21 protein-coding genes are annotated in these 22,839 nt (G+C 39.3%); 11 read left to right on the top strand and 10 right to left on the bottom strand.

Going from position 1 to position 22,839, the window contains the following annotated elements; translation table 11 throughout:
* Nucleotides 1–251: 251 nt before the first annotated feature.
* Entirely contained in the window at nucleotides 252–1,067 is an 816-nt protein-coding gene (locus FTU75_RS05190) for a hypothetical protein (RefSeq protein ID WP_180115319.1), read from the bottom strand.
* Between the two features lie 175 nt (nucleotides 1,068–1,242).
* Between FTU75_RS05190 and FTU75_RS05185 the strand changes: the two genes are divergently transcribed.
* The gene (locus FTU75_RS05185) at nucleotides 1,243–2,271 is read left to right on the top strand and encodes a type I glyceraldehyde-3-phosphate dehydrogenase (RefSeq protein WP_180023959.1); all 1,029 of its coding nucleotides are present in this window, start codon (nucleotides 1,243–1,245) and stop codon (nucleotides 2,269–2,271) included.
* A gap of 199 nt (nucleotides 2,272–2,470) precedes the next feature.
* Nucleotides 2,471–2,773, top strand: coding sequence for a hypothetical protein (locus FTU75_RS05180; RefSeq protein WP_078194432.1), 303 nt, complete (start codon nucleotides 2,471–2,473; stop codon nucleotides 2,771–2,773).
* Nucleotides 2,774–2,936: 163 nt separating this feature from the next.
* Here the strand turns inward: FTU75_RS05180 and FTU75_RS05175 are convergent, their stop codons facing one another.
* Nucleotides 2,937–3,236: an AzlD family protein gene (locus FTU75_RS05175; RefSeq protein WP_180034629.1), complete on the bottom strand. Its 300-nt coding sequence runs from the start codon at nucleotides 3,234–3,236 to the stop codon at nucleotides 2,937–2,939.
* Entirely contained in the window at nucleotides 3,233–3,979 is a 747-nt protein-coding gene (locus FTU75_RS05170; protein ID WP_078194431.1) for an AzlC family ABC transporter permease, read from the bottom strand. Before FTU75_RS05170 ends, FTU75_RS05175 begins: the two co-directional genes overlap by 4 nt.
* A 142-nt stretch (nucleotides 3,980–4,121) precedes the next feature.
* Here FTU75_RS05170 and FTU75_RS05165 point away from each other — a divergent pair, with 142 nt between their 5' ends.
* The 6 genes from FTU75_RS05165 to FTU75_RS05140 all read left to right on the top strand — a co-directional run bounded on the left by FTU75_RS05165 (nucleotide 4,122) and on the right by FTU75_RS05140 (nucleotide 10,114).
* The gene (locus tag FTU75_RS05165; protein WP_078194390.1) at nucleotides 4,122–4,577 is read left to right on the top strand and encodes an Lrp/AsnC family transcriptional regulator; all 456 of its coding nucleotides are present in this window, start codon (nucleotides 4,122–4,124) and stop codon (nucleotides 4,575–4,577) included.
* A gap of 322 nt (nucleotides 4,578–4,899) precedes the next feature.
* Nucleotides 4,900–6,066 carry an ATP phosphoribosyltransferase regulatory subunit gene (locus FTU75_RS05160; RefSeq protein WP_180115318.1) on the top strand — a complete coding sequence of 389 codons (1,167 nt, stop codon included), beginning with the start codon at nucleotides 4,900–4,902 and terminating at the stop codon, nucleotides 6,064–6,066.
* A 66-nt stretch (nucleotides 6,067–6,132) separates the two neighbouring features.
* On the top strand, nucleotides 6,133–7,452 hold the full coding sequence (locus tag FTU75_RS05155; protein ID WP_180115317.1) for an adenylosuccinate synthase: 1,320 nt from the start codon (nucleotides 6,133–6,135) through the stop codon (nucleotides 7,450–7,452).
* Nucleotides 7,453–8,012: 560 nt separating this feature from the next.
* The gene (locus FTU75_RS05150) at nucleotides 8,013–8,816 is read left to right on the top strand and encodes a M48 family metallopeptidase (protein WP_078194387.1); all 804 of its coding nucleotides are present in this window, start codon (nucleotides 8,013–8,015) and stop codon (nucleotides 8,814–8,816) included.
* Between the two features lie 97 nt (nucleotides 8,817–8,913).
* Nucleotides 8,914–9,222: a hypothetical protein gene (locus FTU75_RS05145; RefSeq protein WP_078194385.1), complete on the top strand. Its 309-nt coding sequence runs from the start codon at nucleotides 8,914–8,916 to the stop codon at nucleotides 9,220–9,222.
* A 112-nt stretch (nucleotides 9,223–9,334) separates the two neighbouring features.
* Complete coding sequence (locus FTU75_RS05140) at nucleotides 9,335–10,114, top strand: M48 family metallopeptidase (RefSeq protein WP_111885895.1); 780 nt, start codon at nucleotides 9,335–9,337, stop codon at nucleotides 10,112–10,114.
* Nucleotides 10,115–10,270: 156 nt separating this feature from the next.
* Here FTU75_RS05140 and FTU75_RS05135 read toward each other — a convergent pair whose 3' ends face one another.
* From FTU75_RS05135 to FTU75_RS05125, 3 genes are all read right to left on the bottom strand, one after another.
* The gene (locus FTU75_RS05135) at nucleotides 10,271–10,753 is read right to left on the bottom strand and encodes a peptidylprolyl isomerase (RefSeq protein WP_078194383.1); all 483 of its coding nucleotides are present in this window, start codon (nucleotides 10,751–10,753) and stop codon (nucleotides 10,271–10,273) included.
* A 136-nt stretch (nucleotides 10,754–10,889) separates the two neighbouring features.
* Nucleotides 10,890–12,191, bottom strand: a complete 1,302-nt coding sequence (locus FTU75_RS05130) for an NAD(P)/FAD-dependent oxidoreductase (RefSeq protein WP_180115316.1) — start codon at nucleotides 12,189–12,191, stop codon at nucleotides 10,890–10,892.
* 103 nt (nucleotides 12,192–12,294) lie between these two features.
* Entirely contained in the window at nucleotides 12,295–13,608 is a 1,314-nt protein-coding gene (locus tag FTU75_RS05125) for a D-alanyl-D-alanine carboxypeptidase PBP6B (protein WP_168379355.1), read from the bottom strand.
* Nucleotides 13,609–13,788: 180 nt separating this feature from the next.
* Between FTU75_RS05125 and FTU75_RS05120 the strand changes: the two genes are divergently transcribed.
* Nucleotides 13,789–15,492: a M61 family metallopeptidase gene (locus tag FTU75_RS05120; protein WP_180115315.1), complete on the top strand. Its 1,704-nt coding sequence runs from the start codon at nucleotides 13,789–13,791 to the stop codon at nucleotides 15,490–15,492.
* Between the two features lie 185 nt (nucleotides 15,493–15,677).
* Here the strand turns inward: FTU75_RS05120 and FTU75_RS05115 are convergent, their stop codons facing one another.
* Nucleotides 15,678–16,706 carry an ELM1/GtrOC1 family putative glycosyltransferase gene (locus FTU75_RS05115; RefSeq protein ID WP_078194377.1) on the bottom strand — a complete coding sequence of 343 codons (1,029 nt, stop codon included), beginning with the start codon at nucleotides 16,704–16,706 and terminating at the stop codon, nucleotides 15,678–15,680.
* A 142-nt stretch (nucleotides 16,707–16,848) separates the two neighbouring features.
* Nucleotides 16,849–17,637: an rRNA large subunit pseudouridine synthase E gene (locus FTU75_RS05110; protein WP_078194376.1), complete on the bottom strand. Its 789-nt coding sequence runs from the start codon at nucleotides 17,635–17,637 to the stop codon at nucleotides 16,849–16,851.
* A 188-nt stretch (nucleotides 17,638–17,825) separates the two neighbouring features.
* On the opposite strand from FTU75_RS05110, the gene icd reads away from it, so the two are divergent.
* Nucleotides 17,826–19,079: an NADP-dependent isocitrate dehydrogenase gene (icd, locus tag FTU75_RS05105; protein WP_180115314.1), complete on the top strand. Its 1,254-nt coding sequence runs from the start codon at nucleotides 17,826–17,828 to the stop codon at nucleotides 19,077–19,079.
* A 418-nt stretch (nucleotides 19,080–19,497) separates the two neighbouring features.
* Nucleotides 19,498–19,668: a hypothetical protein gene (locus tag FTU75_RS05100; protein ID WP_180115313.1), complete on the top strand. Its 171-nt coding sequence runs from the start codon at nucleotides 19,498–19,500 to the stop codon at nucleotides 19,666–19,668.
* 301 nt (nucleotides 19,669–19,969) lie between these two features.
* On the opposite strand, the gene FTU75_RS05095 is transcribed toward FTU75_RS05100, so the two are convergent.
* Nucleotides 19,970–21,145 carry a YbfB/YjiJ family MFS transporter gene (locus tag FTU75_RS05095; protein ID WP_180115312.1) on the bottom strand — a complete coding sequence of 392 codons (1,176 nt, stop codon included), beginning with the start codon at nucleotides 21,143–21,145 and terminating at the stop codon, nucleotides 19,970–19,972.
* Between the two features lie 233 nt (nucleotides 21,146–21,378).
* The gene (locus FTU75_RS05090) at nucleotides 21,379–22,809 is read right to left on the bottom strand and encodes a pyridoxal phosphate-dependent aminotransferase (protein WP_078189059.1); all 1,431 of its coding nucleotides are present in this window, start codon (nucleotides 22,807–22,809) and stop codon (nucleotides 21,379–21,381) included.
* Nucleotides 22,810–22,839: the final 30 nt, after the last annotated feature.

Raw genomic sequence — 22,839 nt, 5'->3', positions numbered from 1 at the left:
AGCTGGCTTGAGATGCTGACATAAAATTTAAAAACGCTAAATTATAACGGAAAAAGGTGTAGTGACCAATGATTTTCAATGAACTATATGACTTTTTATATAATTCATTTGAATTGATTCATTTTCATTATGGTTGTGAAAATTTTGGCAGTTTTTACTCAATGGTACTTTGGTTTATTTTTAAATTTAAGATGAAATTTTACTTAAATCCTAAACGCATTTTCAAATTTTAAAGGCGTGAATTAATCAGCTTATAAGTCAGGATCTGTCTTTTTTATGTGTTGAATGGGGTATTCCTTGCCATCAAATTTGAGCTGATAACGACCTTGGTCATGTTCAGCGGACGCTTTGCAGTTTTTGTGATTGTAATGGCTGCTAATGCTCGACTCTTTGATTAAGAAAATAGGGAAGCCCTTATGGGTTTGATTGCTGATGTGCAAGGTGCGCTTTAATTCTTCAGTATTCCAGTCATCACAAGCACTTTGTGTACTGCTGTTGTAGTTGGTCATTAGTCCATTTAAGACAGCTAAAATTTTTGAATCAGTTTGAATGGCATAAAGGTAAAGCAATCGTCTTGATGAATGAATACCGCCTATGTGCGATTGTTTTAAAGCAATACCCACCAAGTCCTGATCTTTTGCATAGGGGGTGAGATCAAATTGAACATTATCTAAACGTGTCGTAGGCACAATGCCTTTAGGTGACTTAAATACTTTTAGTACTTGAAATGTGCCTTTATCTATAAGATAAAGCTTTAAATCATAATTGCCCGCATTGTCCTGAATCACGTCAGTCGCATTACTAGAAAGGGCTAATAATCGACGACTATGCTGAAGTTGAATGCAGTCCTGAAATACAGGTTCATTGGCATTGGAGGAATTATTGTCTGAGAATAGGCGTTGTAATTTTTGTATCTCCGCTGATGAACAGTGTTGATATATTTGCGCTGTAGTCTCGGTTGAACCTAATAAAAATATCAAAAATATTGAGATGGAAGCGTAAAAGAGCTTTGTAGGTTTAAGCTTTTGCCAGAACAAATAAAATGGTTGTAGTGTTTGCTTCATCATTGTGATTTATGGTCTATAGAATATTTTTCTTCATTATAAAGTCGAAAAGCTATTTTGAATATTTTCACTCAACACCCATTTTAATAAGTATTAAGAGAATTAATGATTACGAATTATTGTTGAAATCCTTTAATATATAAGCGCTTTATAACTGTTTCAAAATGAAGGGTAAGTCATGCAGCGAGTGGCAATTAATGGATTTGGTCGAATCGGACGCAATGTATTACGCGCTTGGTTTGAAAATCCAAAAGAATTTCATTATGAAATTGTTGCCATAAATGATGTCGCTGATGTGGAAACCATGGTGCATTTGTTTAAATATGACACCACGCATGGTCGTTTTGCAGGCCAAGTCGAAATTCTTGAACAAGATGGCGCTATTTTTCTAGACATCTCTTGTGCCCAAGCACATCTCAAAGTGCAAGTTTTAAATGAAGCACAGCCGAGTCTTTTGCCTTGGCAGCAACTGAATGTCGATGTGGTACTTGAATGCACAGGTTTATTTAGATCGCGAGAGGCAGCCACACAACATATTGGTGCAGGTGCCAAACGTGTGATTATTGGTGCGGCGCCGTTTGACAGTGTTGATGCTGCGATTGTGTATGGTGTTAATCATCATGAAGTCAAAGCGACGGATCAAATTATTTCGAGTGTGTCGTGTACCACGCAGGCTTTGGTGCCTTTAGTCAAAATTATTGATGATGCCTTTGGTATAGACACAGCACTCATGACAGAAATTCATGCTGTGACTGCGGATCAGTCTGTATTGGATCATGCACATCGTGACTTACGTCGTGCGCGAGCTTCGGGTCAAAATATTATTCCAACGACGTCTTCAGCTCTAGGGGCATTGAAACGGGTCATGCCGAAAATGGAAGATCGAATCGATGGCTATTCGATTCGTGTACCGACTATCAATGTTGCTGCAATCGATTTAAGTTTTGTGTCCCAATCGCTTATCACCAAGCATGAGTTAAATGCAGTGTTAAGCAAAGCTGCACGTTTTGATTATCATGAAATTATGTCAGTAACCGATGAACCTTTGGTCTCAAGTGATTTTAATCATTCACCTTATTCATTGATTGTCGATTTGAATCAAACCATGGTGGTAGGAAAACAAGCAAAAGTTTTCGCATGGTATGACAATGAATGGGGTTATGCGAACCGCTTGCTCGATTTATGTGAAAGTTTTCATTCTCTATAAAAATTCAAACTTATCCAATATAGAAAACATCTACTAGCTTGTAGGTGTTTTTTATTTTCTAAAATTAGATGAAAAATCATGCTTAATGACCTACATATGGCTTGAAAATATTGAAAAACTTTAAAAAATATTCAAGCACAGCCGATTTATTGTTTAAGATGAAAGTCAAAGAAATATATAAAGAGTATTGAGCATGATGTTGATGTTACTTTGGGGATTTATTTTATTATTGGCGCTGGCGGTTATATTTTTAATTTGGCTACAGTTTAATCGTGACGTATCGCAATCTACCGCGCATGAAACCTTGCCACTTGAAGAAAAAGTGGTGCATTTAGAAGCCAACCTGAAAAAGACCTTGGAAATTATGCAAGATCTTGCAAAGAAAATGCATATCCAGCAAGAAGTATTAGATCAAACCACTCACAAATTACAGCAAGTTGAATTGCAAAATGCAGAGTTGGTGAACCTTTTGGCAAAAGTGATCAAGACAGACCAAAGCTAATCAAAAAAATACAAAAGACTGCCCACACCTCGATATCTGCATGAAGCATGTGATCTCAAAGTATGGGTATTTTTTATCCAATAAGATGATTCCTAATATTCATCATCATTGGGTTTAAATCGTAGTTCTTTCGTTATTCAAAACATGATCGCGTATTACTTAGTTAAATCAAAATTTGTCTTAATACTGCTGCTGAAAGCATGCTAATCACAACGGTAGGCAATAACGAAAAACGTGATGCTGCAAATAGGGTAATGGCTATCGCAATCAGATCGGCAGGATTATCTTTGACAAAATAGGGCGCAATCACTGATATCAACACACAGCCGGGGACAACTTCCATAATTTGACGTTGTTTGTTGGTGAGGCTACGGTTTTTCAGTAACACATAACCCAAGATGCGGGTCAGGTAAGTGGTTAAGGCTATAAATAGAATCGCGATCACGGTGCTAGTGTGGATCATGCATCATCTCCAATTAGGAAAAATGCAGAAGCAATGCCAGTAACTGCGCCAATCGGAACATACCAGCCCGCAGGGAGATATAAGTAAGCCAAAGATGCGGCAATCAAACTGACCAGCCATGGACGCGCCGCTTTAAAGCCTTTCCACATGCCACGCAGTAAAACAAGAAATACAGCAGGGAAAGCCATATCAAAACCAAGTCGACTAATATCGCCAAGTATCGGCCCAATCATTGCCCCAAGCGTGGTAAAGCCAACCCACATCAAATATAGAGCACAGCATAAGCCTGCATAGAACATCAAACTAAAGGCGCGCTGAATTCCCAAAACATTAGATTTTTTTTGCGCATCAGCCAAACCCACAGCCCAACTTTCATCGCACATAAAAAATAAAGCGGTATAAACCGTACGATTCGGTAAATGTCGTAAATACGGGACAAGGCTCGCCCCCATTAATAGGTGCCGACTATTCACTAAAAACGTAATAAACATCAGCATGAGAATATTTGGGGGATTGGTCCAAACTTCCAAAATGGCAAATTCAGAACCACCGGCAAAGTTAAGGCCAGTCAAAAGCGGAACTTCTAAACTGGAAAATCCTTTATGTGTTGCCTGAGCACCCAAAACTAATGCAAAAGGAATAATGCCCAGCAGCATTGGAATAGATGTTTTTAGACCTCGTTTAAACTCAATAGAATGCTGTGAATGGGTGTGATTGAGTGTACTTTGTCTAAACATCAACATGACGTTTTCCATGAAGCGAGATCAAAAGCAATATTTTATGAATATCTGAGCAGCATTTGGCAGCTATTTTATGGAAGATTGCTTTTATTGTGCAATAAAATTGCTAAAATAAAGATTATTGTGAAATTTAGTGCCTTTATTGATGGATCAGATAGATAAACGCATTTTGCAAGCATTACAGCAAAATGGAAAACTACAAAATAATGAATTGGCCCAACTAGTTGGTTTATCACCTTCGCCGTGTTTGAGACGGGTTAGGCAACTAGAAGATGAAGGCTATATTGAGAAATATGTGGCTTTACTGAATCAGTCAAAATTGAATTTAAGTTTAACTGTATTTGCGCGGATTTGGCTAAAAGGTCAAGATGCAAAAACCGTGAATGATTTTGTCGCAGCGATTCAAACGATGCCTGAGGTGGTTGAATGTCAACTCATGGCAGGGGATTGTGACTTTTTCTTACGTATCGTCGTGGCAGATTTAGAAGCCTATCGAAAGTTTCAGATTCATCATTTAACGCAGATTGCCAGTGTGCAAAATGTAAAAACAGAGATACCGTTACAGGCCGTTAAACAAACTACAGCGCTTCCATTGGATTGATGGTCGTGTCTTAAATTAAGTTATTGAGCCTGATCATATTTATAACTTTGTTTAAAACTTCATCTATAGAAAGTAGGATGCTTATTATTTTTTATCAAATGGTTGAAAAAAATAACGTTCATGAGATTTTAAAATTTAAGCATAAACATGGATTTAGTTGTAAAAATTAAAGCTGTAGATGAAGTAATGAATGCTGAAGCATCTTTTATGAAAAAGTCGTGTGCAAGCGTAAAACTATCGTGCTAAACTAGGAGAAATCGGGTGTGCTCCCGATTTTTTTATGCGGATTTGTTCCGCGCTGACAAGAATTTAGGTTTACAACATGCCCATTTCAGAGACATGGTTATTACCTGATGGTGTAGCTGATGTACTGCCAGAACAGGCGCAAGTGATTGAATCTTTGCGTCGTGAAGCATTAGATTTCCTCGCATCTCGAGGTTATCAGTTGGTGTACACGCCATTCATTGAATACATCGAATCTCTATCTTCTCTTTCAGAATCGAATCAAGATTTAGACTTAGCCACTTTTAAAGTGATCGACCAACTTTCAGGTCGTTTGCTTGGTGTGCGTGCCGATATGACACCACAAGTGGCTCGTATTGATGCGCATGTACATCCTGTCGAAGGTGTAGCTCGTTATTGCTACGCTGGTACAGTACTACATACTAAGCCACAGGGTTTTAATACCACACGTGCACCTTTACAGTTAGGTGCAGAATTATTTGGTTCAGACAGCATTGATGCTGACGTTGAACTGATTGATGTCATGATCAACTTGCTTGCTAAAGCAGGTCATGCAGATGGTATCCATCTTGATTTAGGGCATGTCGGTTTATTCCGCAGCATGGTGAAACAAGCTGGCTTGAGCAAAGCAGTTGAACGTCAGTTATCTGACTTGTATCAACGTAAAGCACTACCTGAACTTGCTGAATTCACACAAAGCATTCCAAATGGTGATGACTTCTATACATTAGGTCGTTTTGCAAGTGATTTAGATGCGTTACAAGCAAATTTAAGTGCTGAAGTTTTAAATAACGAAGCATTTAAACTTGCATTTGATGCAGTGAAATCGACACAAGCCGCAATTCAGGTGCGTTGGCCAGAACTACATATTGGTATCGATGTTGTAGAACTTCGTTCATACCATTATCACACTGGTTTAATGTATGCCGTATATGCACCAAACCGTGCTGCGCCATTGGCTCAAGGCGGTCGCTATGACGGTATTGGTGAACACTTCGGTCGCGCGCGTCCAGCGACAGGTTTCTCTTGTGACTTATATGCATTAACTGCTGGTCAAGTTCAGAAAAGCCAAGTTTTGGTTGCGCCAAAAGGCATCGAAGCAGATTTATTAAAGGCAATTGAGGCAGCACGTACCGAAGGATTCAGTGTTGTTCAATTGTTAGGTAATGATGATTTAAGCTCAGCACCTTATGCAACGCACCAGTTGGTGAATGCAAATGGCGAGTGGACAATCAAACAAATTTAATCGCGAATGTGCCTGCGGGCACACACGTTTTTTCCAATTTTAACAGCATGATGCAATGAGGCTATTATGGGCAAGAATGTTGTGGTACTTGGTACCCAATGGGGCGACGAAGGTAAAGGTAAGATCGTCGACCTGCTCACAGATCAAGCGGCTGCGGTAGTTCGCTATCAAGGTGGACACAACGCAGGTCATACACTTGTGGTTGGTGGTAAGAAAACTGTATTACACCTCATTCCATCTGGTATTTTACGTGACAACGTATTGTGCTTAATTGGTAATGGTGTTGTTTTATCACCTGAAGCTTTAATCCATGAAATGGAAGTTTTAGAAAAAGAAGGCGTGCCTGTACGTGAACGTCTACGTATTTCTCCAAACTGCCCATTGATCCTTCCACACCATATCGCCCTTGACCAAGCACGTGAGAAAAAACGTGGCGATGCGAAAATTGGTACAACAGGTCGTGGTATCGGTCCTGCATACGAAGACAAAGTGGCTCGTCGTGCAATCCGTGTTGCTGACTTGGTTCGTGGTGGTGCTCATCTTAAAGCTCAACTAGAAGAGCTTCTTGAATACCATAACTTCCAATTGACTCAATTCTTCGGTGTTGAAGCCGTTAAAGTTGAAGATGTAATCGCTCTATGTGACGAATGGCGTAAAGTCATCGAACCTATGGTGATGGACGTGACTGGCGAACTTCATGTTTACCGTAAAGCAGGTAAGAAAATCATGTTTGAAGGCGCGCAAGGTTCACTTCTTGACGTTGATCACGGTACATACCCGTATGTTACTTCTTCAAACACAACTGCTGGTGGCGTAAGCTCTGGTTCAGGTCTTGGTCCATTGCACCTTGACTATGTATTGGGTATCACTAAAGCGTACACAACTCGTGTAGGTGCTGGTCCGTTCCCAACTGAACTTGTTTATGATGCTGCTAACGATGTTGGTGATGCAATCGGTAAACACTTGGGTACTGTAGGTTCTGAATTTGGTGCGTCTACTGGCCGTCAACGTCGTTGTGGTTGGTTCGATGCTGAAATTCTACGTCGTTCAGTAGAAGTAAACTCACTTTCTGGTATTTGCTTAACTAAACTAGACGTTCTAGATGGTTTAGAAGAAGTGAAAATCTGTGTAGGTTACGAAGCAGCTGATTCTGGTTGTGTAGGTTCTTCTGATGCGCTTGCATTTGAAACTTTAAAACCAATCTACGAAACTATGCCAGGTTGGTCAGAGTCTACTTTTGGTGCGAAATCACTAGATCAATTGCCACAAAATGCAATTAACTACGTGAAACGTTTAGAGCAATTGATTGAATGTCCAATCGACATCATTTCAACTGGTCCAGACCGTGATGAAACAATCGTATTACGTCATCCATTCGACGCATAATGTGCTGTTGAATTAAGATGTAAAAGCCTCGCGAAAGCGGGGCTTTTTTTATATAGCGAAGAACATAACTTCAAAAAACGGCATGTATTATAAACTGATAGTACTCAGTAACATCCGAAGTGCCATTTGATTCAAATAAAAGAATGATACGCGATAATTCATCCGCAAGTGTTTGAGACAGGACTACTTTTAATTAAAAATGTTTTTGCAATACTGTAAATATTTTGACACTAGTGAACGAGTTTTGTCGGTGAGGTGCATTGCACCGCAAGATGGTTTCCTTGCGAAGCATGCTTCTCATTTTGCCTAATGAGAAACATTGTTTCATGTGTGTACCTCCAGCCGAAGGCTAATCCCTGTATTTAAACCCAAGATGTAAGACTCCGTTGAATATACTTAAAAGTATTTAAAAAATGTGAAATTATTTTTACGGGGTAACATCAGATATTAAATTTAAATCATGGAAAAATAAAGATTTTGAAAAAAATAAGCATAAAAATATTGAGTCAGTCAATTTTTTGTATATATTTGACACTCTTTATAAATAACTAGAGATCATGATGAATTATAAAAAATCTTTGGCATGCTTTGCCGTAGCAGCTTCTTTATCAGGTTGTACCACGATTGCTGATCTTGCAGGTGCTGATTCTGCATCTTTGAACTTACAGGCAACACAGTCTTATAACGCAATGCTGAAAGACGCACAGACCAAACAAGTGCTCGATACCAAGTCTGCGACTTATCAAAAAGTAAACCGTGTTTTCTGGAAAATGAAACCATTTGCAGATCAGATGAATCAAACGGGTCAGGCTTTTGATTGGAAAGTTGCCGTAATCAAGTCTAAAGAAATCAATGCCTATGTTGCACCCGGCGGGAAAGTTGTTTTCTATACAGGAATCGTCGAAACCCTCAAACTCACGGATGATGAAGTCGCAGCAATCATGGGTCACGAAATGGTTCATGCTTTAGAAGAACATGCAAAAAATAAAATTGGCGCTTCAGCACTGACCAATCTTGCAGTGAGTATAGGTTCACAATACGTAGGTAATGCAGCAGGTGGCTATGGTGCAACCTTGCTTGACTTGGGGAGTCAATTTGGTGTGGGCTTGCCGTATTCACGTAATTTGGAAAGCCGCGCGGATAAAGGTGGCCTAGTGATGATGGCAAAGGCTGGATACAATCCAGAAGCGGCGATTTCATTGTGGAAAAAAATGAATGCGAATGATAACAGTGGCAACGACGCACTGAGCAAATTTATGTCTACACACCCAAGCAATAATGACCGTATTGCTGCTATGCAAAAAATGATGCCGGAAGCGCAGCAATATTATAAAAATGCGACACCATCGAGTGTACGTCGTTAATATCTGCGGTTTTCAAGACTAAAGTTGCATTTTAGTACGCTATACACTTTGTGGTGAGTTGCTAAAATGCAATTTGAATTAGGAAGAGAAGTGCAGGATGCAAAAGAATATTTCGACCACCATTTTTTATTCTTTATTATTTGCGATGGGGGGAGCACCCACTATTGCTATGATGATCATTCGTGCCCAAACTCAAGATCCACAATTAATTTATCAAGCCCTGATTGGGTTGTCGGTGATTATTGCCTGTATTCTTGTACCCATAGTTTTGATACAAAATGCTGTCCTATTTTTTAAGCGAAAAAATGTGCAGTTAGAAGAAAAAATTAAGCCATTAATGCATGTGTATTTGGGCTTGAATGTGGTTTGTTTAATCTATTGGTTGGTTCTTCAATTTTCAGCTTAAAAAAATTACATAAATACTATTATAAGTCGCTATAACTTCGTTTTAAGCTCCAAACCATAAGAATATAATATCCATAAATTCACTTATATTTTAATGGTCTGGAGTATCCTTAATGAAAAAAATAATTCTAACGAGCCTGTGTATGGCCGGTGTAATGACGATTTCGGGCTGTGCGACAGTGGCAGATATGGCAGGAGCGGATACTGCTACATTGAACGCGCAAGCAACACAAAGTTATAACAAAATGGTGGCGGATGCGCGTTCTAAAAATCAGTTAGATACTTCATCAAGTACGTATAAACGAATTAATTCAGTATTCCTCAAACTTCGCCCATTTGCAGACCAAATGAACCAAACGGGTCAAGCGTTCCAATGGCAATTGGCAGTCATGAAATCTGATCAAGTCAATGCCTTTGTAGCTCCAGGCGGTAAAGTTGTATTTTATACAGGTATCGTCAATAAACTGAATTTAACCGATGCAGAAATTGCAGCAGTTATGGGACATGAAATGGTCCATGCTCTTGAAGAGCATGCAAAAAGTAAATTGGGAGCGCAAGCCTTAACTGATCTTGCATTGAATATTGGTTTAAGTGCGGCAGGTAATAATGTCGGTCAATTGGGTACTGCGGCCGCGCAGTTGGGTAGTCAAATTGGTATAGGTCTGCCTTATTCACGTTCTTTGGAAAGCCGTGCAGACCAAGGTGGCTTAATGTTAATGGCACGTGCAGGTTATAACCCACAAGCGGCGATTACGCTTTGGGAAAAAATGAATAAGCTTGAAGGTGCGGGAGGTTCATCATTCTTATCAACGCATCCATCAAACTCACAACGTATTGAAGCGATGCGTAAAAATCTACCTGCAGCGCAGCAGATTTATAACCAACGTCGTTAATTCATAAGAATTAATTATCCGTTTTAAAAAAGCAGGCCGTGGCCTGCTTTTTTGTATTTAATAGTTTGAAAAGTTCTTATATGGCATACCTATATCAGGCGCAATAAAAAAGGCAAAGTAAAAACTTTGCCTTTTTGCACTAGAGATCAGAAGATCTTAGTGGTGGTGACCGCCTGCACCGTGTACGTGACCGTGTTCAAGTTCTTCAGCAGAAGCCTCACGGATTTCAACGATTTCAACTTCGAAAGTTAAATCTTGACCAGCAAGTGGAAAGTTCGCATCAACAACAACGTTGTCGCCTTCAACAGCTTTAACTGTCACGATTTGAACGCCATCATCAGTTTGAGCTTGGAATTGCATACCTGGTTGGATGTTGTCCACGCCTTGGAACATTTGAGCAGGAACTTCTTGAACGAGATCAGGGTTGTATTCGCCATAACCTTCGGCAGCAGGTACAGTTACAGTGAATTTTTCACCAACTGTTTTGCCTAAAAGAGCTTTTTCAAGACCTGGAATGATGTTACCAGCGCCGTGCAAATATGCTAGTGGCTCACCTTGAGATTGGTCGAGAGTTTCACCCTCTGCATTAGTCAATGTGTAGTGGAAAGAAACCACAGAGTTATTTGCAATAGCAGTCATGTTATTGATCCATTCAATTTTTTAAGGGTTACATCATAAAGTGAAATTGCACTTTTGTAGACTAAATTTATCAAAAAAATGCAATTTTTAAATGTTTATGATGCTTTTTTCATTAATCGGGGCAAATCTGTAAATTTCAATGCAATTTAATTTTAGGCGCAATTTTTCGTGTAACAAAATCTTTAGCCGTTAATAGTCCTGCATGTGCATAGCCGTAAATTGTGGCTTGATGCATTCGATAAAGTGAAACGTACATTGATTTGGCAACAAAGCCTTGAACATTGACCTGACCTAAAAGTTCACCAACCGCTTTATGCTTGCTTAATGAGACTAGGGAGCCTTTGTCTGAAAATACGAACATTGGGAGTTGCTGACCACGGATACGCGCCTTTAAACAATACACGAGAAATGACGCTTGTTGGCTAGCAACTTGAGCGCGTGGGCCGAGGACAGGCTCATCTGCACGCGGTTGGCAATGTGCACAATCACCAAAGGCGAAAATATCTGGGTGTGCCTTAGTTTGTAGTGTTGCATATACACTTAAACGGCCCATGTGGTCTTTTTCAAAGCCTTCAAGTTTAGAAATTACTTCTGGTGTTTTAATGCCTGCCGCCCAAACTTTTAGTTCGGCTTTAATTTTGCTTCCATCATTAAAATAAACATGTTCAGCATCGACTTTTTCCACACGTTTAGAGGTTAAGACCTCAATTTTCATGCGTTGTAATTGCTGCTGTGCATGCTCGGCCATTTTTTCAGGGAGTGCAGGCAGAATCCGATCAGCACCTTCAATCAAATTGATCTGTACGCTTTGAGGATGAATTTTATTTAAACCATATTTATAAAAATTATTTTTGGCTTCAACCAATTCTGCTGAAAGTTCAACCCCCGTTGCACCTGCGCCAATAATGGCAATTTTCAACTCACGTGCTGTATTGCTATTTTGCGCATCCAAATACAACTGTAAGAGATCTTGTTGGAAGATTTCAGCTTGTTGCAGACTGTCCAAATAGTGGCAATGTTCATACACGCCCGGCGTGTTGAAATCGTTGGAAACTGAGCCTAAAGCAAGAACAAGGGTATCATAACTCAGTTGCAGTTGTTCTTGAGTAGATTCATATTTACCTTGTTGGACTTTGCTAAGCTGAATAGTTTTTTCAGCAGGATTGACATCTTCAAACTTAGCCAACACAAATTCATAATGATGCTTCGCAGCATGCGCATAATAGTTAATTTCTTCTTCACTAACCGACATTGTACCTGCGGCAATTTCATGCAAGAGGGGCTTCCAAACATGCGTGAGTTTCATGTCAACGAGGGTAATGCGCGCTTTCTTTTTTTTACCGAGTAAATCACCGAGTTGTGTGACCAGTTCTAAACCACCGGCACCACCACCGACAATGACAATATGGTGTAACTTGGAGTCATCAGCGTTATTCATTGAATTCCCTATTTTATTATTGTTGAAAAAAAGAAGATGGCACGAGTATGCCATCTTCTTTTTTTCACGAATAACGAATTGTCTTACAAGTTACATAATCACATCATTGACCTAAAGGGTAGGTTTTAACTTCTGCTGAATCAGTATTAAAGATGCTAAAAAGACCTTTAATCCACATCATGAAACGCTCAAAAATATTGGCTTCTTCAATTTGCACGTCATCTTCAATATCAAAGGTATTGATCAGCTGATTATTTTGATAAACCGTAACGGTGGCTAATTTCATCACTTCAGCCAATGGCGCAGTGAGTTCTTTTTCATTTACTTCAACACTCAGTTTAGTCTGTGTTTCATGAAGTGGTTCAATGGCTTGAATTTGACCATTGCCAGTATTTAAAAGAATACGTTGCTGTGTAGGGTCAAAAGCTTTTAAATCGATGGCATAAGCTTGATCATAAAGTGAAGTAGTAATCAGCTTAGGTTGTTGAGTTTCCACCTTAAACATTTTCAAGGTTGATTTAACTACAGGTAATTCAGCAATTAATTGCTTATCTTTGATTGCAACTTCATTACGTGTATAGGTATAAGCCAAGTTCATGAGGTTGTGTGCTACTTCTGCACGTTTTAAGCCACTTTTTGCTCCTAATACCACAACAATCAAACGACGTTCTGGCGCGTCAGGATTCGCGATCAAACGGTTGGCTGTTAAAGCTAAATTATAACCTGCAGCTTTAGTAAAACCTGTTTTTAAGCCATCAACGGTAGGATCTTGTTTGAGTAAAATATTAGTTGCATGGTGGAAACGGTGATTGTAACTAAAACTTTGTTGTTTAGAATAATTCAAATAGTCAGGTGTTTCGGTAACAAGTGCTTGCCCTAAACGTGCAAGGTCAGCCGCCGATGAATAATGTTCTGGCATGGTAATACCGGCAGGATTTTGAAAATTGGTATCATTCATGCCCAAAGCTTTAGCTTCTTTGTTCATGCGTTCAATAAATTTTGGAATATCACCAGAAATGCGTTCAGCTAAAGTCACAGCGGCATCATTGGCAGACATGACCACAAGACCTGCCAAAAGCTGATCAACTGAAATTTGTTCGCCTGCTTTGAGATACATTTGTGATTCATCCCATTGAACCACTTGTACAACTGGGGTTGCGGTTAGGATTTCATTTTTCTTTAAATGACCTGCTTTAATTTCCTTTAAAGCAATATAAGCCACCATCATTTTGGTAAGTGAAGCAGGAGCACGCTGAACATGGCTATTATGTTCTGCAATCACCTGACCCGACTGAGGGTCTAAAATGGTCCAAGCTTCAGCTTCCACGGTTTCAGGGACAATATTTAAAAGGGCAGCATTTGCTATCGTGGAGCATAGAAAACTAAGCAGCGCGATGAGGTAGATCACGTGTTTCAATGAGGTTCCTTAACCAACCATTCCGTTGGTGGTAAAACGAAAAAATTTTTAGGCATGCTATGCCTTTTTTTTTCTGCTGACTAGTCATAATTGTAGACAATTGCGACAGTTCCGCATTCAGTTGTAAAAAATGTTAATCTAATTGATAAGTTATCTTTTACTAATTTTATATCGCCCATTATGTTGCATTATCAAATCGAATTTGACGATTATCGTCAGCATCTAGTCCATGTCACTGCACGTTTCTTGGCAAATCCAACACAGGTGCTTTCTTTACCAACTTGGATTCCCGGAAGTTACTTAATCCGAGAATTTTCGAAGCATATCGAAGCTGTTCGAGCTTATGATGAAGATGGGCGTTTGTTACAAATTGAGAAATTTGAAAAAAATAAATGGCGCTTATTCAATACAGATCATGAGTTGATCACGGTTGAATATGATGTATATGCCTTCGATTTGTCGGTCCGTGGTGCTTATGTTGATCAAAGCCGTTTATACGTCAATCCAGCTTGCGCATGTTTAGGTTTAGTTGACCAAGAACATACAGCCATTGAGGTTGAAGTTTTCTTGCCACCCGAGTTAAAGCATTTCCAACTTGCGACAGGATTAAAGTCAAAAAGTTTAGTGAAAGGTCGTTATACCTTATATGCAGATAACTATGCTCAGTTGATTGATGCACCGTTTGAACTGGCGGAACAAACCCGTTTTAGTTTTGAAGCTAACGGCATTCCACACGAATTTGTGGTTTCGGGCAAACATGCCATGAACGCGCAGCGTATGCAGCAAGACATCGAAAAAATTTGTTCGACAGAAATTTCCATGTTTGGTTCAGCACCATTTAAAGACTATACCTTTATGACCATGGCAACGGCCAATAGCTATGGTGGTTTAGAGCATCCAAATAGTACAAGTTTAATTAGCCCGCGTGATGATTTGCCAAAAGCCAATGAACCTGTAGAGCCATCGGCAGATTATCAACGTTTCTTAGGGTTATGCAGCCATGAATATTTCCACTCATGGTTGGTAAAATTTATCCGTCCAGAAAACTTTGTGAATTATGATTTGAACAAAGAAGGCTACACTTCTTTGCTTTGGATTTTTGAAGGTTTTACATCGTATTATGATGATTTGATTTTACTGCGTAGCGGTGTGATTAATCAGGATTCTTATATCAAGCTTTTAAAAGCACAAATAGATCGCTATTTGCAAAATCCGGGTCGTGAAATTCAAACCGTTGCTGAGTCAAGCTTTGATGCGTGGGTGAAATTCTACCGTCAGGATGAAAACTCAAATAATGCAGGTACCAGTTACTATAATAAAGGCTGCCTCGTGGCGCTGTGTTTAGACCTTGGCTTACGCCTACGTGGTTCAAGTCTTGATGCCTTAATGCGTAAGCTATATGAAAATGCACAAAACGGCATTCAAGTGAATGAACGGACTATTTTCAATTTATGCAATGAATTGACGGGTGATGATTGGTTAGAACAAATCAATCATTTGATTAATACTACGAATGAATTGCCGTTAGACCAGTTGTTCCCAGAGTTTGGCTTGAGCTATACGCTAAAAAATGACAAATCATTGCCATTTGGTCTAAAACTGGCTGATAAGCCTGAAGGTGTGTTGGTTCAGTCTGCTCGTCGTGATGGTGCAGCGGCAAAAGCTGGCTTGTCTGCAAATGATGTGATTATTGCAATTGATGGTTTAAAAGCGACGGTTAAATTGGCAGAAAAATATGCCAAGCAAGACGGTACTTATACCGTACTAGCATTTCGCCGCGATGAACTGATGAGCTTTGAAGTGAAAGCGGCAGGTTCAGAATTAACTGAAGTTGAACTTAAAGTGGAAGATCAGGCTAAAGCGGAGAAGTGGTTGAAGGCTTAATGCAAATCTAATTAACTTGTTAGATAAAACCCATACACTCGTATGGGTTTTATTGTTGAAATTCTAATTGATTAGTATCTTGTCGGCATTTATTCTTGCCCATAGTCATTAAAACATTCATGTACTGAACGTATTAAATTACTTTAAAAGTTTGAGCTTTAATTTCTATCGAATAAAATTTTTAATTAATAGATAACAGCTTTTTTTGCATGACATTTATAAAAACTCAGTTCTTGAGATTTTGCCCTCAAATCTTCTGCAAGTTGTTGAGTCACGATTTGTTCAATATGTTGAGCATTTAATTTTGGCTTGATATATGCAGCTTCAGTAATCTGCCCAATAGTTTTACGTTGTATTAATTCGAGATCTAAATAATTTTGAATAATTTCATCTTTTTCAGAATATTCACGACAAACTGAAATAACAATGCGACCGGTTTGGATTGATTCGGATAACATCGTTGCACTATCTTCAGTAACAAAAATATATTCACTTCGCTTTAACACATCGCAAATAGAAGTTTTAGAACAAGTATTCACAAGCTCAATATTTTTATCTTTTAACATTTGAATCACATGTTCTGATAACGCAGGTGTTCTACGAGAACATACGACTGACGCCTGAATTTGATGGTGATCTGCGAATTGAACAAATTGCTGAATCATCTCTTCAAAGTCTTGATGGGTAAAAGGGTACTCTTTTGTCGGTCCACCAATTAACAGGCATGCTTCATGATTCGACGGAATATGCGCTAAGCGAGTAATTTTAGAAGGTACAGCACCTGTAGGAATAATGATTTGTCTACCAGAATGATCTTCTGGAATCGTCGTAATAGTCCAATCAATAAGTCGCCAATTAAATTTACGTGTACCGCCTGCATAAATAAGTGGGATATTGAAACGTTGAGATAAATAAGCGGCATAAATTAAATTAGGCATACCTGAACAGACGATAACGTCGGTATGCTCTAAATTTCTTGGTAAGAATTTAAAGTATAAACGCCCGAGCGTGCGAAACAAATTCGGGAAATTAGACAGTTTCTTAAAAACGCTCACTGTACGCTTAGGTAAAGTAGGAATTGCAAACTGCTCAGATTGTAGATAAAAGCGCTTCTCAATCATTTCACTCACAGCGAGAGCAGGATTTAAATGTCCAATTCGGTTGTCATGAATAATTAATACTTTGCTTCTATTGTGTGTAGATGTGCTGCTCATTTTTGAAGTTCAAATAATCAACGTTTATATTGTTATAACTTATTATAGTGTCGCAATATGAAAATAATCTTAAATAATTGTTAGGTTTATAAAAAAAATGTAAAGGCCTACGTAGATTGTAGGCCATTTTTGAAGCTTTTTATCAACGTCCGTTACGACCGCGGCCACGAGGGGCTTTAGTATTCGGACGAGTTGTGCCATTGGTACGGCGTTTGGGTTTTTCGCTCTCATCCATTTGCCAGATACGTTTTGTACCTGACTTTTTCACTGAGCCATCTTTATTCTTACGAACCATTGGCTTACCACCTGTACCGCCTGGTTTTTTCACATAAGAGCGCGAACGGTAAGGTTCTTCTGCAGGTACATTTTGAAAGTCAGGGTACAGTAAAGGCTCAATTTCTTTGGTTTCACCTGGTTCTAAACCCAATTGAACTAAATCGATGGCACCAATACGTGTACGAATTAAACGTAAAGTCGGGAAACCTACTGCTGAAGTCATACGACGAACTTGACGGTTACGACCTTCGCAAATTTGGATTTCAACCCAAGAGGTTGGAATGTTTGCACGGAAACGTACAGGAGGATCACGATCCCATAACCATTCTGGCTGTTGCACTTTAATGGCTTTGGCTGGCAAAGTCATACCATCTTTTAGCTCAACGCCTTTACGTAATTGTTCAAGCGCTTCTTCTGTGATGTCGCCATCGACTTGCACTAAGTAGGTTTTGAACTTTTTATTTTCAGGATTGGTGATGTACTGATTTAAACCACCATGATCGGTTAAAAATACCAAACCTTCGGAGTCCATATCTAAACGACCTGCAATACGTAGACTAGGATCGTCCACGAAGTCAGATATGGTCATATGCGCTTCGTCTTTACGGAATTGGGAGAGCACGTCATATGGCTTGTTTAAGATGACGATTTTCATAGGAAATAACTTCTATTAAATACAATAATTCAAATTGGTTAAGATTTATTCAATAGGGAAATGCAGCTATTTCCCATCTAAATCTCAAAAAAGGTAGATTTGCTTTAGAGTATTATGCGTGAAGCGCAATTAAAAGTCTTATCAAACAGCAATTATTTTTCACTCGCTTCTCAGGGAGGATCATAAAAATGGGTTATCAGAAGATCGTCGTTCCAGTGGATGGGACAAAAATTACAGTAAATTCAGACTTATCATTCAATGTTCCCAATAATCCAATTATTCCATTTATTGAAGGCGATGGTATTGGTGTTGATATCACTCCAGTGATGAAAACCGTGGTGAATGCCGCAGTACAAAAAGCTTATGGTGGAAAACGTGCCATAGAATGGATGGAAGTCTATTGTGGTGAAAAAGCCAATAAAATTTATGGCACCTATATGCCCGAAGAAACCTTTGAGGCTTTACGCGAATTTGTGGTTTCAATTAAAGGGCCGTTAACGACGCCTGTCGGTGGCGGTATTCGTTCGCTTAATGTTGCATTACGTCAAGAATTAGACCTCTACGTCTGTGTGCGTCCTGTACGTTGGTTTAAGGGCGTTCCTTCACCCGTTCAGCATCCTGAACGTACAGACATGGTGATCTTCAGAGAGAATTCAGAAGATATCTACGCAGGGATTGAATGGAAAGCAGATTCGCCTGAAGCCAAGAAAATGATCAAATTTCTTAAAGAGGAAATGGGTGTTACTAAGATTCGTTTTGAGGAAAATTGCGGTATCGGTATTAAGCCTGTATCTAAAGAAGGTTCTCAGCGTTTGGTTCGGAAAGCTATTCAATTCGCCATTGATAATGATAAGCCGAATGTCACCTTGGTGCATAAAGGCAATATCATGAAATATACCGAAGGTGCGTTTAAAGAGTGGGGTTATGAAGTCGCACTTGAGCGCTTTGGTGGTGAATTGCTAGATGGAGGTCCTTGGGTCAAAATAAAAAATCCGAAAACTGGCAAAGAGATCGTGATTAAAGATGCGATTGCAGACGCTTTTTTACAACAAATTCTCATGCGTCCGACCGATTATTCAGTCATTGCTACTCTAAATTTAAACGGTGATTATATTTCAGATGCTTTGGCGGCCGAAGTTGGCGGTATTGGTATTGCACCGGGTGCCAATATTGGTGGCGCTGTGCAAGTATATGAAGCGACACATGGCACAGCGCCTAAATATGCGGGTCAAGACAAAGTAAACCCTGGGTCTATTATTCTGTCTGCAGAAATGATGCTGCGAAATATGGGCTGGACTGAAGCGGCAGATCTAATTATTAAAGGTATTGCGGGGGCGATTGAAGCCAAAACAGTGACCTATGATTTTGAACGACTCATGCAAGGTGCAAAACTCTTGCGTTGTTCGGAGTTTGGACAAGTCATCATTGAGCATATGGACTAAGTTTATTTGCTAATCTAGGTGTAAAAAAGCTAGATGTATAAAAAGGCTAGGTAAAAAGGACTGAATGATTCAGTCTTTTTTATGGGGAATAATTAAAAACACAGAATCATAGCTTATCAATACCATTCAAAAAACAGCAATCAAAAGATGACTTCACGCAATCAATCAGATGGTCTGGCATGCTTGTCATGTTACTAAAAGTTTAAAACCACACTATTCGAGTGAACTTAGGTAATGCAGAAAATAGAGGGAGATTGATTTCAAAATAATTATTCGCCTGAGATATTACAATGACGTAATTCGAAACATTTATCGGGTTGGATCCTTAAAAATTAGCGGTACATTGGTTGTTGTCCTTTAGTAGAAGTACACCTAGCAGCAGTACATTGCGATATTTGTGATGAAAAGGAGAAATGAAATGTCTCGTAAACAGCATCAACAAAACCAACAATCTGATCACCAACAGCAGCAAAATGATCAGCAACAGCAACAGCAACAGCAACAGCAACAGCAACAGCAACAGCAACAAGACCAAAAGAAACAGAAACAACAGCCGCATCAACGAAATCAGCGTCAACAACATCGTTAATAGGCGAAATACTTTGTGAATCAAAGTTCATTTGGCCGAATGGTTGTTAATTGATCGAAATTTAAGTTTTATACGTAGACGAGAAGGAGATGAATTTGTCTAAGAAAACCAAATCACTTAAAAAGGAAATTAAAGCGAGGTTGAACAAAATTTCAAAGCATAATTCTGCTTTGAAAAAGTTAAAGAAAAAGCTGAAAAAAGCTTAGTCCATTCACGATTTATCAAAAAGAAAAGACCTATTTAAATAGGTCTTTTCTTTATATACATGATTGGTGATGTAGTTGAATGTCTTGTGATCTACCTAGACGAGATGCTTACTTAATTTTGCTGTTCGAGTGAACCAAAAGAGTTGCATTGTTCCAATGCAGAGTACGCATGCGGCCAAAATAAATTGCTGTGAATAATCAATACCAATTCGCTGTAAAAAACTAAAGCTTATACCACCGATTAATTGAATAGATGCAAAGCACAGGGTTGCAATACTCCAGAGCTTTTTATAGGCGCTACCATAGATTTGCAGAATGGTATAAGAGGTGAGAAAAACCACTGCCGGATTGAGCAAGCCTGTAGCAAAAGAAGATAAAAAAGTAAAAAGTGGATGGATATTAATAATTGCTATAAAAATCGCCAAGACATAGCTGCTATATAATATTTTAAGAGCACTAATATTTCCCAGTTTTTGTGCTAGGCAGTAAGCAGCAAATGCCCCTAAAGCACTCCCCAGACCATATAAAATCCAATTGAAATTGATCCCGATCGGGCTTAGGTGTAGGGTGTGAGTTAAATAGTCAATCCAAAATAATGAATGGGGCACGTAAGCAAAAGCACTGGTGCTATACACAATTAAGAGACAATAGAAAATTCCATCGACTTTATGTTCTACTGCTGGAATCGCGGTGAGTGTTGTGAGCTGTGATTTAAAACTCTTCAAAAGCACGCTGAGTAAAATACAAATCAGGGCTGAAAAAGAAAACAAAATCAACCAAGCCCACATTGTCGAAATATCTTGGATATAAGGCAAAAATAGCGTTGCCATTAACACCCCTAAACCAATACCACTGAAACCAATAAAATTGATTTTAAAGCGGTCTTGAAGCTGTGAACATTGGGCCACGACACTTGGGGAGAGGATCATTAGTAAGCCGCCGCTGATCCCTGAAATAACGCGCCAAGTGCTATACCAAAGTTCTGAAAAACCTGAAAATGCACAACTGAGTAAACTGAGTGTCCCTGCAATAGCTGCGAGTTGGATATAATTCACCATGCTTTTATTTTGGGGTAATTTCATGGCCCAAAATGCACCGATCAAGTAGCCGAGCAAATTGGCACTGCCTAAGATGCTGGCAAAACTTGGGCTCCAACCAAATGCTTCACGGGTTGAAGGGAGTAGTGCGGTATAGGAAAAACGTAAGATCCCGATGCCTAGGCACATGCTTAGACAGAGAAATAGGCTCAGTTTAATTTTGTTTGAGAACATCCTGTACTCATGTGTTTTTATGATTGGTTAAAAAATAACATGAATATGCTGTAGAAAAATCAACAGATCTTAAAGTTTTGACTAAGGTCTAAGCTCAAAATAAATTATTAAAAACTTAACTATTCAAAAAGATAGCTACGGTGTGAGTACAGAATAGAAATCAAATTTAAGCATACAGTAATAAAAAAACCGTACAGCACGTACGGTTTTTTTATTTTTAAAGCACTTATGAATTAACGCATTTTCGCCAAGAAACGACCTAAACGAGTCAGTGCTTCACGTAGTTCATTTTCAGCAGGCAAGAACACCACACGGAAGTGATCTGGTGTTGGCCAGTTAAAGCCCGTACCTTGAACCAAAAGTACTTTTTCAGCACGGAGGAAATCCAACATGAATTTCTCATCGTCTTGAATTGGGTAAATTTCAGGATCCAGTTTAGGGAAGCAGTACATAGCACCCTCTGGTTTCACACAAGACACACCCGGAATATCATTCAACATTTCCCAAGCAATGTTCCGTTGTTCATATAAACGGCCGCCCGGACGGATGAGATCATTAATTGATTGATAACCGCCTAAAGCTGTTTGAATCGCATATTGCGCTTGGTGGTTGGCACATAGACGCATTGAAGCCAACATGTCTAAACCTTCAATGTAGTCTAGCGCACGTGATTTATCGCCTGTAATTGCCATCCAGCCTGAACGGTAACCTGCAATTCGATACGCTTTAGATAAGCCATTGAATGAAATACATAGCTGATCGCCTGCTAAAGATGCAACAGAGACATGCTCAATGCCGTCATAAACGATCTTGTCGTAAATTTCGTCAGCAAACAAAATTAAGTCGTATTTCTTCGCAAGAGCCACAATTTGCTCAAGCACATGACGTGGGTAAACCGCACCTGTTGGGTTATTCGGGTTAATCACCACGATACCGCGAGTATTCGGTGTGATTTTACTTTCCATGTCGGCAATATCTGGATACCAGAAATTTTCTTCATCACATTTATAGTGAATAGCTGTACCGCCAGAAAGGTTAACTGCCGCTGTCCAAAGCGGATAATCCGGCATTGGCACCAGCATTTCATCGCCATCGTCAAGCAAACCTTGCATCGCCATCACGATCAGTTCAGATACGCCATTGCCGACATACACGTCATTCACGTGCATGTTTAAGATGCCTTTTTGTTGATAATACTGACAAATCGCCTTACGCGCAGGGAAGATGCCTTTTGAGTCGGTATAACCAATTGCATTTGGCAGGTTGAGTGCCACGTCGTTAATAATTTCTTGAGGCGCTTCAAAACCAAAAGGTGCGGGGTTACCAATATTTAATTTAATAATTTTATGGCCTGCCTCTTCCATCTCATTGGCCGCTCGCAACACTGGTCCGCGAATGTCGTAGCAAACATGCTCGAGCTTAGACGATTTCTTAATTTCGCGTGGGGTGTTAAACGTATTCGGCATTTTTATATTCTCGGAAAGAGTGGAGGTCACTTTTGCATAACGGTATAAATAGCTTTTAAATGTCTCGGTCGTTACTAAATCGAGATGATGTTCATCTCTGAGTAAAGCAACTATTTTTTCATGCGTAAACCCTGCCTGTTGATATTGTTTGATCACGGGCAGCAGATTTTTAAAAATTACGCTCTTTTTCTGCGACATTTTTTAATCCTGAGCAAGAGTAGCGCTAAG

Source organism: Acinetobacter sp. YH12140 (genome assembly GCF_013418475.1).
In the GTDB taxonomy this organism is placed as follows: domain Bacteria; phylum Pseudomonadota; class Gammaproteobacteria; order Pseudomonadales; family Moraxellaceae; genus Acinetobacter; species Acinetobacter amyesii.
Note: the sequence above shows the minus strand (reverse complement) of the source record. Positions and strands in the feature narration are given on the sequence as shown.